Here is a 14,228-nt window from a genome sequence, read left to right on the forward strand (position 1 = left end):
TATTCTTGTAATTTACTGCTAATATATAGTTTAATCTTCTAATTCTTCCTTAAGAATTCGCACAACTTCCAAAATTGTTTCCTCTTCCAAATCGGTTCTTTTTACCAAATCATCCACATCTTGTTCCAAAACGCTTCTGGCAGTATCCATACCAATTTTCTTAAATTCCTCAATGACCCATGCTTCAATTTCATCGGAGAACTCAGTAAGCTCTACATCCTCTTCCACACCTTCACGGAACACATCAATCTCATAACCAGTTAATTGCCCGGCCAATCTAATATTATGCCCCCCTCTACCAATAGCTTTGGAAACTTCCTCTGGCCTTAGATACACCTGAGCGGTCATTTTTTCGTCGTTCAATTTCACCGAAGAGACCCTGGCAGGGCTTAAAGCCCTAGTAACCAATAACTGTGGATTACTGGTCCAGTTTATAACGTCTATATTTTCATTGCCCAATTCACGGACAATTCCATGGATCCTAGATCCTTTCATTCCAACACAGGCACCTACCGGATCTATACGATCATCATAGGAATCCACAGCTACCTTGGCCTTTTCCCCAGGTATCCTCACTGCCTTCTTAATGGTTATCAAACCATCGAAAACTTCAGGAATTTCCTGAAAGAACAGTTGCTCCAAAAATAAGGGGGAGCTTCTACTCATTATTATGGTAGGCTTGTTGCCCTTAAGCTCAACGCTCTCTATTATTCCACGTACATTATCTCCCTTCCTAAAGAAATCGGACGGAATCTGCTTATCCTTCGGTAAAATAATCTCATTTCCCTCATCATCCAAAAGAATAATGGCCTTGTGCCTAATATGGTGTACCTCTGCGGTATAAATTTCACCTTCAAGATCCTTAAATTGTTTGTAGATGGTAGTATTATCGTGCTCGTGAATCTTAGAAATAAGATTTTGCCTTAAGGCCAAAATAGCCCTTCTACCAAGATCTATCAATTTCACTTCCTCGGACACATCTTCACCCACTTCAAAATCCGGCTCAATCTTTCTGGCTGCAGAAAGGGATATCTCTTCGTTTGGATCTTCCACTTCCCCGTCTTCAACCACAACCCTGTTTCTCCAAATCTCCAAATCCCCTTTGTCCGGGTTTATAATGATATCGAAATTGTCATCGGAACCAAACTTCTTCTTTAACGCATTCCTAAAAACATCCTCCAAAATCGCCATTAGCGTTACCCTATCTATGAATTTATCATCTTTAAATTCCGAAAAAGATTCGATTAGCGCAATATTTTCCATTTTTGAACTACAATTAAAATTTTAATACAACTTTAGCTTCCTTAATATCAGAAATTGCAATTTGCTGCTTTTTCTGAACCGTAATTTTCCCTTTTCCAATGGGTTTGGGTTCCCTATCTTTCCACTCCAGGGTAATACTATCCCCTGATGCCTCTGTTAACTTGCCTTCGAATTCCCCATCCTGGGTCTTTACTTCAAGCTTTCTACCTATATTCTTTGTGTACTGCCTAGGCAACTTAATTGGAGAAGCCGCTCCCGCAGAAGCCACTTCCAAGGAAAAATCTTCTTCCTCCCGGTCCAAATTGTGTTCTATAGCCCTACTCACATTCATACAATCCTGCAAGGTAACACCATGGTCACCATCCAAGGTTATCTTTATTTTATTATCCGCGGATATCGAAAAATCCAATAAAAAAAGTGATTGATCCTCCTTTAACGCTTCCTCTAAAAGTGTAGTAACTTTATCCTTCAACATATACTTCGGTTTTATTAAACATATGCCCTTAAATCTGAAATTTATCTGCTTCAGAATATAACATAAAGCTGTTTTCTTACCGTGCCGTTTAATTAAAGTATAGTAATAAAAGAGGGGACAAAATGTCCCCTCATGAATACTTTATATTCTTTCAGCACCGCAAATATACATAATTTTTAGATTCCACAATAATCTAAGTTATTTATTATGTAAAAGGCAATTTAGGAAGCAGATCAAAAACTTGCCCCGACCTTTGGACAATTTCGTCTAAAATAAAAATCCCAATACCTTCGCATTGGGATTTTACTTCTAAACTTTCAGTTGGCCTACTAGGACTCGAACCTAGAACGACTGGACCAAAACCAGCTGTGTTACCAATTACACCATAGGCCACTACCTCGTTTGAGCGTGCAAATTTAAAACAAAGTTTTATATGCACAAATATTTTTATGCCATAATCCAAAAAAATAGAAAAATATTCTTCCAGATCCAATAACGTAGGGGCTACAACAGCACAAAAACTATTCGCCCAAAAGGCACACTACTTTATATTACCCGCATTGGCCCGACAATTGAAGCCCTATGACCTTAATATCATGTTAAAGGTTTATGAAATATATATCCCATTATCTATTTAAATTAGTAAATTCGCCCCTCGGACAAACGACAAACCGCATGTTTTCAAAAAATTTCAAAAAATGGGATACCATCACAGGATGGTTTGTTTTTTTTATAGCCCTTATAACTTACGGAATAACCGTTGAACCTACCAGCAGTTTTTGGGATGCTGGTGAATATATCTCAACAGCGGCCAAATTACAGGTAGGCCATCCACCAGGAGCTCCTTTACTACAAATGATCGGTGCATTTATGGCCATGTTCGCCCTGGAACCCACCCAGGTGGCAAAGATGGTAAACCTAGTTTCCGGAGTTTCCAGTGCCTTTACTATTCTTTTTATGTTCTGGACCATCACCAACCTTACCAGAAAGCTAATAGCCAAGGAAGAAGTTATAACCAACAGTAAGGCTTTGGCCATTTTGGGAAGTGGCATCGTAGGTTCCTTAACCTTTACCTTTTCTGATAGTTTTTGGTTCAATGCAACAGAAACCGAAGTCTACGCAATGGCCAGCCTAATAATGTCCCTTCTGCTTTGGCTAGGATTGAAATGGGTAGATGACCTGGAGAACCCACGAGGCGATAAATGGATAGTACTTATTTCCTTTGTAGTCGGACTTACCTTTGGAATCCAGTTCATGGGGTTCCTGGCGATACCCACAGTAGGTTTGTTGTACTACTTTAAAACCTACAAAACCACTACGATAAAGAATTTTCTATTGGCCAATATTATCGTTGTTGCCATATTGATGCTCGTCTATAAATTTTCACTGACCTATGTACTAAAGGTTTTTGGCTGGAGCGAGGTATTCTTCATCAATACTATTGGCCTTCCCTTTAACTCGGGAACCATTATCATGGGGCTCATTTTTGTAGGAGTTTTTTATTGGGGGCTGCGATACACCCGCAATAACAACTATACTGTGGCCAACACCATTGTGCTATGCCTAATGTTTTTATTTTTAGGATTCTCTTCATGGCTAATGCTCCCCATACGGGCTAATGCCGATGTGGTCATCAACGAAAACGATCCTTCGGACGCCAGATCCTTATTGGCCTATTACAACCGTGAACAATACCCTGGAGTGGACAGCCCTGTTTATGGCGCCTATTACTCCGATACCTTTGCCCCTGCCGGGGATGAAAAAGACGAGAAACCCAAATACGAAAAAGATCTAAAAGCTGGGAAATATGTTATTGTAAACAACTATAAGGATGCTTTACAAGGACCCAACCCCGATCATGTAGGATTTTTGCCACGGATGTGGAGCGAACAGAATGCGGAGAATTATATGAAGTATTTTGACCCGCTGACCTTTAGGATAAAATCCGATTATCTTGGCAACAACGAACTAAGGGAAGCCGTAAACCAATTCAAGGACGGTTACGCCAAGGGAGAAATAGACACTTCCCAGTATATAAGGTTCCTAAGGGAGTTTAGCGAATATATTGACGTACAGCCCCCCACGGTAATGCAAAATATAAAATACATGTTCCAATTTCAATTTGGCTATATGTACTGGCGTTACTTTATGTGGAATTTTGTAGGTAAACAAGACGATATACAAGGTAGATATGACAACCATGGAAATTGGCTAAGCGGTATCAACTTTATTGATAGTGCCAGATTGGGCAGCCAGGACAATCTTCCTAGCGATATTAAGAACAACAAAGGTAGGAATACCTATTTCTTCCTGCCCCTACTACTGGGTATCATTGGCCTAATATTCCAAATAAGTAGAAACCCCAAACAGTTTTGGGCCTTGTTCGTATTCTTCATGTTTACGGGTATTGCCATACAATTCTACACCAATCCGGCAATTTTTCAGCCTCGGGAAAGGGATTACTCCCTAGTGGGCTCCTTTTATGTTTTTGCCCTCTGGATCGGCCTGGGCGTATACGGGCTTTTTGATGAATTCCAAAAACTATTGAGCCCTAAAATATTGGCTCCGGGAATTACAATTCTCTGCCTTTTGGCCGTTCCCGGTGTAATGGCAATCCAAAACTGGGACGATCACGACAGATCCAATAGGTTTACCGCCAAATCTACCGCTAAGGCCTATCTGGAATCAACCAAGGAAGACTCAGGCGCCATTTTGTTTACTATTGGGGACAACGACACTTTCCCACTATGGTACGCCCAGGAGATCGAAGGATACAGAACAGACGTACGAGTGGTGAACACCAGCCTTTTTGCTACGGATTGGTATATAGACCAAATGAAAAAGAAAGCGTACGAAAGCGACCCAATTCCCTCCCAGCTTACCCATAATGAATACAAATGGGGATCTAGGGATGCCATATACTTTAACGAACTTACCGAAAGTAGATGGGACATAAAAGACTTTATGAACTGGGTAGGTAGTGACAAGGAGCAAACCAAATTTAGAAGTATATTACAGAAAAAAGGTGCGGATCTGAGTCAGTATTCCGAAAGCAATTTGGATGTTGTCTACTATCCAACCAATAAAATTAGGGTTCCAGTAAATAAGAAAAATGTTCTGGAGAGTGGTTTGGTCAAAGAAAAAGATTCCGCACTAATCGTTGATTATATTGATATTGACCTTCCCAAAAGTGCCCTGCCGAAAAACCGAATCCTGATGTTGGACATCATAGCTAACAATGACTGGAAACGCCCCATATATTTCTCCGGAGGAAGTTTTGATGCCGCAGAATACATATGGATGAAAGATTATCTTCAATTGGATGGCCTGGTTTACAAACTGGTGCCCATTAAAACAACCAATAGGAGTTCTTATGAGATGGGCAGGATAGACAGCGATCTTATGTACGACATTGTAAAAAAATGGGATTGGGGCAATGCAGGAAGCCCGGATATCTATCACGACCCCCAAACCCGAACACAGGCTCTCTCCTTTAGAGGCAACTTAGCACGTCTTACCGAAACCTTGATTGAAGAAAACAAGATTGAAAAGGCGAAAGACGTGATCAATATTGCTATGGAAAATATGCCGGTTGAATATTTCGGGTATTACGCCTTTGTAGAACCTTTTATAGATGGATACTTTAAAGTAGGGGAAAGCCAAAAAGCTAGAAATCTATTCCTAAAATTAAAAACCATTTACCAGGAACGGTTGGATTATTACGCCAATCTTCCTTTTGAGGAACAGCGAATGTTCTTGGACGAAATTATTCCCGATCTAGAAGCCTACAGCAGAAATATCGATATTTTAATTACCAACCAAGATCAGGAAACTGCCGAAAAGGAAACCCTTATCTTCAACGAATACATCGAAAAGTTTGAACGCTTTTATCGTAACGACCCAATGGAAAGCATCCAAGCTCCAACTTCGGATCCCGATCTAATAGACTCATCGGCCATAGATGCCATTCCGGAAGAACAATTGGACAGCATAGCAATTCCAGAATAACGGACACAAAAAAACCGAGACTTAAGTCTCGGTTTTTTTATACTGTTCAATTAATTATAGATACTCATTCAGTATACCAATAAGGGTATTGGCATCCTGCTCCCCACTTTGCCTCCAGACCATTTCACCTTTCTTGTATATCATCAAGGTTGGTAAGCCTTTTACCCGCAATGCCTGAGAAAGCTCCTTATTCTTATCCACATCAATCTTAATAACCTTGCCCTTATCGCCCAAGGCAGCGGCAACATCCCGTAGTACAGGGTGCATAGCTGTTGACTGTTCGTTCCATTCTGCGTAAAAATCCAATAACACAGGAACATTGATATCAATTAATTCACCAAATTTAGACATATACTATTCATTGGGTTATAAATCAAAAATAAGAAAAAATGTTAAAATACAACTAGTGCTATCATTTTTGTCGACAAGGTAGTAGTTAAAATCAGGTTAACGACCTCTTTTTTAAGGTTATTACAGTAATTTCCGGCCATATACCAACCCTTCCGGGATATCCCAAAAATCCAAATCCACGGTTTACATTTATCATCTGCCCCATTTCCTCGTAAACTCCGGCCCAATACTTATACCTCCATCTAGCCGGACTCCATTTTATCCATCCCGGAATTTCTATCCCGAATTGCATGCCATGCGTATGCCCACTTAAGGTAAGATGATAGTGGCAATCATCTTTTAACACTTGGTCCTCCCAATGTGATGGGTCATGGCTCATTAAGATCTTAAAATCATCCTTATCAATATTGGAGACCGCCTTTTTAAGGTCGCCCGCCTTCTTAAAACCTCCCCTACCCCAATTTTCAACTCCTATTAAGGCAATCCTATCGTCTCCCTTTTGCAGATACCTACTATCATTGAGCAAGAGATCGAAGCCCATTTCCTTTTGTATATTTTTAAGATCGGTCAAATTATTTCTCTTGGCATCTTCGGTTTCCCAGCTAACATAATCCCCATAATCATGGTTCCCCAACACTGAAAATTTACCATCTTTTGCACTTAAGGTCGAAAAAAGGCCTTTCCATGGCAACATCTCCTCTGCCATGTTGTTCACCATATCCCCGGTAAAAAGCAACACATCACTTTTTTGCTTATTGATCAAGTCTATTGCATATTCAATTTTCTCTCTATTATCAAAACTACCACTGTGAACATCGGATATTTGGGTTATTCGGTAACCATCGAAACTTTGAGGCAAATCATCGAACTCCAAATTATACTTAAGCACCCTAAAATTATACTTCCCCTTAACCATCCCATACAACAATGCCGAAAATGGCAAGGCGGCAATACCCATGGCAATCGTGCTTAAAAAACGTCTTCTTTGAGGGAGGCTGAATTCTTTGGTACCGCCAAATATTTTGTGGTAACTAGCTGTAAAAAACCTAAAAATATCTTCGGAAAATAAAAATACAATGGTAATCGACATAAAAGTAAGCATTGCCAACAAGAGGCCAAAAGCATAACTTTTTGGCACGCTCAGCACCCTACCAGGGTCATCGCCCATTGTAAACTGATAGATGAAATTCCCTATAACAAAGAGCGATAAGACCATATAGGCATAATAGACCCATGGGTAGCGGGTAGCGGCCTTTATGGCTTGTAAAGTATATATTCCGAGAGTTATATATATAATGATAAAAACAATCCAACGTAGCATCCCTTATTTTTTTAGCAAAGATATTGGTTTCAAATCCATTAGGTGATTATTTACTTTTCTTTAACTAAGCGGACCACCTCCTTTAAAGTTGCCAAATTACTGACAGCTATTTCATCATCCCTAAGAAAGCCAGGACTGCTCATTGCTATTTGAGGCGTTTGGTCCAGCGTTCTGTGAAATTTTATTCCGGACAAATGAACCGCATTAAACCCTTTCTTCTTAAATTCCACCACATTGGTATCGCGTATACCTCCCCCGGGCATTATAACACAGTTATTGGATTTTTTAGATAACCTAGTCAATAAGTCAATGCCTTCAACGGAAGAATTTTGCTGCCCAGAGCTTAAGATGGTATCTACCTGCAATTCCTGTAATTGCCGTAAGGCAGCCATAGGATCCGTTACCCAATCGAAGGCCCTATGGAAAGTAAATTCCAAGGGTCGGGAAGCCTCTACCAATTCTTTTGTCCTTTCATAATCCAAGCTAAGGTCCTTGGACAGTACCCCTGAAACAATTCCGTTAAAACCTAGATCCCTGCACAGTGCAATATCCCTTTTCATAATCTCAAATTCAAGATCCGAATAAGTAAAATCACCACTTCTGGGTCTTACCAATACATTTACGGGAATAGAAATATGTTCCTTTATCAGCTGCAACAGCCCAAATGAAGGGGTAACCCCACCTACGGCAAGCTCGGCACACAACTCAATTCGGTCAGCACCAGCTTTTTGGGCATTTAAGGCAGATTCTAAAGAATTGGCGCATACTTCTACAATCATATTTCTTATATTTAGAACCTTAAAATTAAGTAACACTATCTTATGAAAAGAAGAAATTTCCTTAAAAATTCCACCTTAAGTACTGCTGGATTAATATCAGCACCACTTTTCGCATCATATCAAGAAACCAAAAAAGTGGTACCGCCCATGTCGGAAGGCATGGAAACGGTAAAACCTATTGTAATCTGTACCTGGAATTTTAAGAATGCCACAGCAAAGGCTTGGGAGGTTTTGGAAAAAGGAGGTTCTTCCTTGGATGCAGTGGAACAAGGGGTAATGGTAGAGGAGGCAGATCTGAGCAACGAAACGGTTGGTAACGGCGGAAGACCGGACAGGGATGGCCATGTTACCTTGGATGCCTGTATCATGGACAAGGATGGCAACTGCGGTGCGGTACTATGTATGGAAAATATTGCGCATCCCATTTCAGTGGCTAGAAAGGTTATGGAAGATACCCCCCATGTAATGTTGGCCGGAAAAGGAGCGGAGAAATTTGCCTATGAAAAAGGATTCCCAAAAACCAATTTACTTACTGAAAAGGCAAAAAAGGATTGGTTGGAATGGAAGAAAAAATCCAAATACGAAACCATAATCAATATAGAAAACCACGACACCATTGGCATGCTTGCCATTGACAAAAATGGCGATATTGCAGGAGCCTGTACCACAAGTGGAATGGGATATAAAATGGCCGGACGGGTTGGCGACTCCCCAATTATTGGTGCAGGATTGTTTGTAGACAACGAAGTTGGCGGGGCTACAGCCACAGGGGTCGGCGAAGAAGTTGTTAGAACCGTTGGCAGCTTCCTAATCGTAGAGCTTATGCGCCAAGGAAAATCGCCGCAAGAGGCCTGCGAGGAAGGCGTTAGGCGAATCATGAAAAAAAACAAGGATAGAAGGGATTTTCAAATTGGGTTTATCGCCATCAACAAGAAGGGGGAAACCGGAGGTTATTGCATACACCCAGGGTTTAGCTACAGCCAATTTACAGAGGCAGGACAGAGCAACAATCCAACGGAGACATTTTTGAAATCCTAATTTTCAATTTCAAAATATCCAAATCTTAACAAGAATCAAATATAATGGCTGAACAAAAAAGACTTTTTTTACTTGACGCATATGCTCTCATTTTTCGGGGTTATTATGCACTTATAAAAAACCCAAGAATAAACTCCAAGGGAATGGACACCTCTGCCATTATGGGATTCATGAATTCCTTATTGGATGTAATAAGAAGGGAGAAACCGGATCATTTGGCAGTTTGTTTTGACAAGGGAGGAAGTGCGGACCGAACCGAAATGTTCGCCGATTACAAGGCCAATAGGGACGCCACTCCAGACGCCATTAAAATAGCCGTCCCCTATATTCAGAATATTTTAAAGGCCATGCATATTCCTGTGGTGGAATTGGAAGGAATGGAGGCCGATGATATTATTGGTACTTTGGCCAAGCAGGCAGAAAAAGAAGACTATAAGGTATATATGGTTACCCCGGATAAGGATTTTGGACAATTGGTATCCGAGAACATATTTATGTACCGCCCGGCGAGATTGGGCAACGGCATCGAAATTTGGGGCATTCCCGAAGTGCAAAAACGTTTTGGGGTTGAACGTCCGGAACAGGTAATAGATTATTTGGGAATGATGGGCGATGCCAGTGACAACATTCCTGGCTTACCGGGAGTGGGCGACAAAACCGCCAAAAAATTTATAGAGGAATTTGGGTCAATGGAAAATTTGCTTGCCAATACCGATAAGCTCAAAGGCAAAATGAAGGAGAAGGTCCAAGAAAATGCCGAACTTGGCATCCTTTCCAAAAAACTGGCCACCATTTTTGTGGATTGCGATGTAACCTTTAACGCAAAAGATTACGAGCTCTCCATGCCCGATGGCGAAAAAGTACAGGAAATTTTTGAAGAGTTGGAATTCCGTAGACTTAAAGACCAATTCCTAAAACTCTTTTCGTCCGAATCGGACAATGATGGTATAGAGCAGAGCAAGCAAGAGAGCAGCCCTGTTTCAAAAAAGAAACAAACAGAGGCCGGAGGTGGCCAATTTTCCTTATTCGGTAGTGACGGACAAGCTACTGGAGGAACTATGAAGGAGGTTTCCAGCAGAAAAAACATAAATGAAGTTCCACATGTATACCAGAGTGTATTGCCTGGGATGGCCATGAAACTTTTTATCCAGAACTTAATGAAACAAACCTCGGTTTGTTTTGATACCGAAACCACCGGACTTAATCCGCTTACGGCCGAATTGGTGGGAATTGCTTTTAGCTGGGAGGCCGGTAAAGGATTCTATGTTCCATTCCCTGAAGACCGTGAAAAGGCGCAGGAAATCATTGAACAATTAAGACCCTTTTTTGAGGCGGAAAGCCTTGAAAAAATTGGGCAGAATTTAAAATATGACATTAAGGTACTTCACAAATACAATGTCTCCATAAAGGGCAAATGCTTTGACACCATGCTTGCCCATTACCTTATTAATCCCGATATGCGCCACAACATGGATGTACTGGCGGAAACCTATTTAAATTACACCCCAATTTCCATAACCGAACTCATAGGCAAAAAAGGAAAAAACCAATTATCCATGAGGGATGTTCCATTGGAACAACAAACCGAATATGCCGTAGAGGATGCCGATATCACTTTTCAATTGGCACAACATTTTAGACCAGAATTAAAAGAGGCCAACACCGAAGAATTATTCAATGACATAGAGATTCCCTTATTACATGTCCTGGCCGATATGGAACAGGAGGGAATCAATCTGGACAAGGACTTTTTAAATTCGCTTGCCAAGGATTTGGACAACGACATCAAAAACTTGGAGTTAAAGATTTACAAGGAAGCAGGGGAGGAATTCAATATTGCCTCACCAAAGCAATTGGGCGAAATATTATTCGATAAGCTAAAACTGGTGGACAAGCCCAAAAAGACCAAAACAGGTCAATATTCCACTGCGGAGGATGTACTATCCTATCTGGCCAAGGACCATGAAATAATCCAAAGCGTGTTGGACTACCGGGGTCTGAGCAAACTTAAGAGCACCTATGTGGACGCCCTTCCGGAACAAATTGAGCAAAGTACCGGCAGAGTGCATACGGACTATATGCAAACCGTTGCCGCTACTGGTAGATTAAGCAGCAACAATCCCAACCTACAAAACATCCCTATTAGAACGGAGCGGGGAAGGCAGGTTAGGAAAGCATTTATTCCAAGAAATGAAGATTACACCTTATTGGCAGCGGATTATTCGCAGATAGAATTGCGAATTATTGCCGCTCTAAGCGAGGAGTCTACTATGATAGAGGCCTTTAAAAACGGAGAGGACATTCACGCTTCCACTGCCTCCAAGGTATTCAACGTACCGTTGCAGGAGGTTACAAGGGAACAGCGAAGCAATGCCAAGACCGTAAATTTTGGTATTATATATGGTGTATCCGCATTCGGATTGAGCAACCAAACCGACCTATCGCGTGCGGAAGCCAAGGAGCTAATAGAAACCTATTATAAAACCTACCCCAAATTGCGAAAATATATAAATGAACAAATAGAATTCGCTAGGGATAACGGATATGTTCAGACCGTGCTGGGCAGACGAAGGTATCTCAAGGATATCAATGGAAGCAACGCCATTGTGCGTGGAGCTGCGGAACGCAACGCAGTAAACGCCCCAATTCAAGGAAGTGCCGCCGATATCATAAAAATTGCAATGATCCAAATTCATAAAAAACTCGAAGAAGGCAACTACAAAAGTAAGATGCTCCTACAGGTTCATGATGAATTGGTATTCGACATATACAAGCCCGAATTGGAGGAGTTAAAGACCATGATCAAGACAGAGATGGAAAACGCCTACAAATTATCGGTACCCTTGGATGTGGAACTGGGTGTTGGCAACAATTGGCTGGAGGCCCATTAAACTAAATATATATAAAAACAAAAACGGAACGCATTGGTTTAGGCCAATGCGTTCCGTTTTTTAACAATAGCCTTTTATCAGGATTTTATTTTCTTTTAAAGATAAGCTGCCCACCTGCATTTAAATTGGGGATATCCAAACCTGCCGCATCGACGGTCATAGTATCGCCATCTATGGTCACGTCAACAGAGATCTCCTGCAGATCTTCATCGGTATAAGTCAATTTGCCGTCGGCATACACATACACAGTGGTCTCCGTATCCTTTTCGGTAGGACAGGGAATATCAAAACCGTTCCCTTCAGAATTTAAATTAATTTCGAGATATTGGATAGAATTTTCAATGATGACCGTTAAATCCTGTTTAAAATCAAAACTCAGCACATAACACTCCTTTGCAGTTAAAAAGGCCAACAAATCCCTGACATTTTTTTCATCATCACTGGCGGTATCATTATTAACCTTAAGTTCATAGGCCTGCCATACCCCCACTATAGAATCCTCATTGGAGTTATCGTCATCACTATCTGAGGAACATGAAAAGAAAAGACCTGCAACAAGAAAAAGTAATAAAAAATTAATTTTCATCTTTTTAAAATTTACGTTGTTTTAAAAGCTAACGGATTATAGCACAAAATAGTATCCCAGCTAATCCAAACAATAGAACAGGCTGTTAAACCCAACTAAAACAGCAAAGGACAACACCAAAAATTAAATACTCAATGTATTGAAATTATAAAACATTGACCATGTTTTGACGATCTGTCATATCAATACAAAAAGTCAATAAAACTTCTTTGAATTTATGCCGAGCAAAAAGACTTATAGTATACAAAAACCAATTATTGGGATTGCAAAGCGTAGGCAAAGTATACTTCTATTTGCCAATATTGGAAAAAACTATAAAATAATAAGAAACAACCATTTGGAATTCAACTTAATAATTGTACATTTGCAGCCCGTTAAACGGGATTGAAGTGTTTAATCAATAAATATATTAGTGTGGATACATTAAGCTACAAGACGATTTCGGCCAATAAGGCGACCGTTGACAAACAATGGTTACTAGTTGATGCTGAAGGAGAAACATTGGGCCGTCTTGCTTCTAAAGTAGCGCAGTTACTTAGAGGGAAGTACAAGCCTAGTTTTACACCACATGTTGATTGTGGGGATAATGTTGTTATTATCAATGCAGAAAAAATCAACCTAACCGGAAAGAAGTGGGATTCAAAAACTTACGTTCGTCACACCGGTTATCCAGGAGGCCAGAGGTTTACAACGGCTAAAGAAATGTTGGCTAAGGATCCAGCGCGTATAGTAGAGAAATCGATAAAAGGTATGTTGCCCAAAAACAAATTGGGTGCAGAGCTTTTCCGAAATCTGAAGGTATATGCCGGCGCAGCCCACAACCAAGAAGCACAAAAACCAACAGCAATTAACTTAAACGATTTTAAGTAATGGAAATGATTCATAAAATTGGTAGAAGAAAAACTGCAGTTGCGAGAGTTTATGTTACTGAAGGAAATGGTAACATTACTATCAACAAGAGAGACTTAAGCAACTATTTTCCTACAGCAACATTACAGTACAAAGTAAAGCAGCCATTTACCCTAACCAACAACGAAGAAAACTTCGATGTAAAAGTTAATGTATATGGTGGCGGTATTACAGGACAGGCGGAAGCGGTTCGTTTGGCATTGTCCAGAGCTTTATGCGAATTGGATGCCGAGAACAGATTGGTTCTTAAACCAGAAGGTCTTTTAACTAGAGATCCAAGAATGGTTGAACGTAAGAAATTCGGTCAGAAGAAAGCTCGTAAGAAATTCCAGTTCTCTAAACGTTAATACCGTATTAACAAATCAAATACTGAAATACGGCAATGCTCTTGATGGTTATCGAGAAATAATTGGCAGATTCGGTATAATTTTTAATTGTTCATTGAAAACCCTTGTCATAGGGTAAGTAATAATCCAAAGTTAATCATAGGACCACACCTTAGGGGAATGTCCAATGCATTCAAATTCTGGATAAATTAGTTTAGCATCTAAATATTAAAGGCTGCCCAGTGGTACCACTTTAATATTGCTAATTCAAAGGAACGTAA

11 protein-coding genes and 1 tRNA gene are annotated in these 14,228 nt (G+C 40.4%); 5 read left to right on the top strand and 7 right to left on the bottom strand.

The window, feature by feature from the left end; all coding sequences use genetic code 11:
* Positions 1–30 precede the first annotated feature (30 nt).
* The 3 genes from nusA to BUA60_RS14395 all read right to left on the bottom strand — a co-directional run bounded on the left by nusA (position 31) and on the right by BUA60_RS14395 (position 2,131).
* Positions 31–1,263: a transcription termination factor NusA gene (gene nusA, locus BUA60_RS14385; RefSeq protein WP_072862850.1), complete on the bottom strand. Its 1,233-nt coding sequence runs from the start codon at positions 1,261–1,263 to the stop codon at positions 31–33.
* A gap of 13 nt (positions 1,264–1,276) precedes the next feature.
* Positions 1,277–1,738, bottom strand: coding sequence for a ribosome assembly cofactor RimP (gene rimP / locus BUA60_RS14390; RefSeq protein WP_072862852.1), 462 nt, complete (start codon positions 1,736–1,738; stop codon positions 1,277–1,279).
* Between the two features lie 321 nt (positions 1,739–2,059).
* Positions 2,060–2,131 (bottom strand) — tRNA-Gln (locus BUA60_RS14395).
* A 282-nt stretch (positions 2,132–2,413) separates the two neighbouring features.
* On the opposite strand from BUA60_RS14395, the gene BUA60_RS14400 reads away from it, so the two are divergent.
* Positions 2,414–5,746: a glycosyltransferase family 117 protein gene (locus tag BUA60_RS14400; protein WP_072862854.1), complete on the top strand. Its 3,333-nt coding sequence runs from the start codon at positions 2,414–2,416 to the stop codon at positions 5,744–5,746.
* 54 nt (positions 5,747–5,800) lie between these two features.
* Here BUA60_RS14400 and BUA60_RS14405 read toward each other — a convergent pair whose 3' ends face one another.
* From BUA60_RS14405 to BUA60_RS14415, 3 genes are all read right to left on the bottom strand, one after another.
* Entirely contained in the window at positions 5,801–6,097 is a 297-nt protein-coding gene (locus BUA60_RS14405; protein WP_072862855.1) for a thioredoxin family protein, read from the bottom strand.
* A gap of 91 nt (positions 6,098–6,188) precedes the next feature.
* The gene (locus BUA60_RS14410) at positions 6,189–7,418 is read right to left on the bottom strand and encodes a metallophosphoesterase (RefSeq protein ID WP_072862857.1); all 1,230 of its coding nucleotides are present in this window, start codon (positions 7,416–7,418) and stop codon (positions 6,189–6,191) included.
* A gap of 50 nt (positions 7,419–7,468) precedes the next feature.
* A complete protein-coding gene (locus BUA60_RS14415) occupies positions 7,469–8,197 on the bottom strand; it encodes a copper homeostasis protein CutC (protein WP_072862858.1) in 729 nt (242 codons plus the stop codon).
* 42 nt (positions 8,198–8,239) lie between these two features.
* Between BUA60_RS14415 and BUA60_RS14420 the strand changes: the two genes are divergently transcribed.
* Both BUA60_RS14420 and polA read left to right on the top strand, forming a co-directional pair.
* On the top strand, positions 8,240–9,235 hold the full coding sequence (locus tag BUA60_RS14420) for an isoaspartyl peptidase/L-asparaginase family protein (RefSeq protein WP_072862860.1): 996 nt from the start codon (positions 8,240–8,242) through the stop codon (positions 9,233–9,235).
* Positions 9,236–9,279: 44 nt separating this feature from the next.
* Complete coding sequence (polA, locus tag BUA60_RS14425; protein ID WP_072862861.1) at positions 9,280–12,126, top strand: DNA polymerase I; 2,847 nt, start codon at positions 9,280–9,282, stop codon at positions 12,124–12,126.
* Between the two features lie 85 nt (positions 12,127–12,211).
* Here the strand turns inward: polA and BUA60_RS14430 are convergent, their stop codons facing one another.
* The gene (locus BUA60_RS14430) at positions 12,212–12,712 is read right to left on the bottom strand and encodes a hypothetical protein (RefSeq protein WP_072862862.1); all 501 of its coding nucleotides are present in this window, start codon (positions 12,710–12,712) and stop codon (positions 12,212–12,214) included.
* A 414-nt stretch (positions 12,713–13,126) separates the two neighbouring features.
* Between BUA60_RS14430 and rplM the strand changes: the two genes are divergently transcribed.
* Together rplM and rpsI are read left to right on the top strand one after the other, a co-directional pair.
* Positions 13,127–13,582: a 50S ribosomal protein L13 gene (gene rplM / locus BUA60_RS14435; protein WP_031442375.1), complete on the top strand. Its 456-nt coding sequence runs from the start codon at positions 13,127–13,129 to the stop codon at positions 13,580–13,582.
* A complete protein-coding gene (rpsI, locus tag BUA60_RS14440; protein WP_031442374.1) occupies positions 13,582–13,968 on the top strand; it encodes a 30S ribosomal protein S9 in 387 nt (128 codons plus the stop codon). Before rplM ends, rpsI begins: the two co-directional genes overlap by 1 nt.
* Positions 13,969–14,228 lie beyond the last annotated feature (260 nt).

The organism is Arenibacter palladensis, from assembly GCF_900129275.1.
GTDB lineage: Bacteria > Bacteroidota > Bacteroidia > Flavobacteriales > Flavobacteriaceae > Arenibacter > Arenibacter palladensis.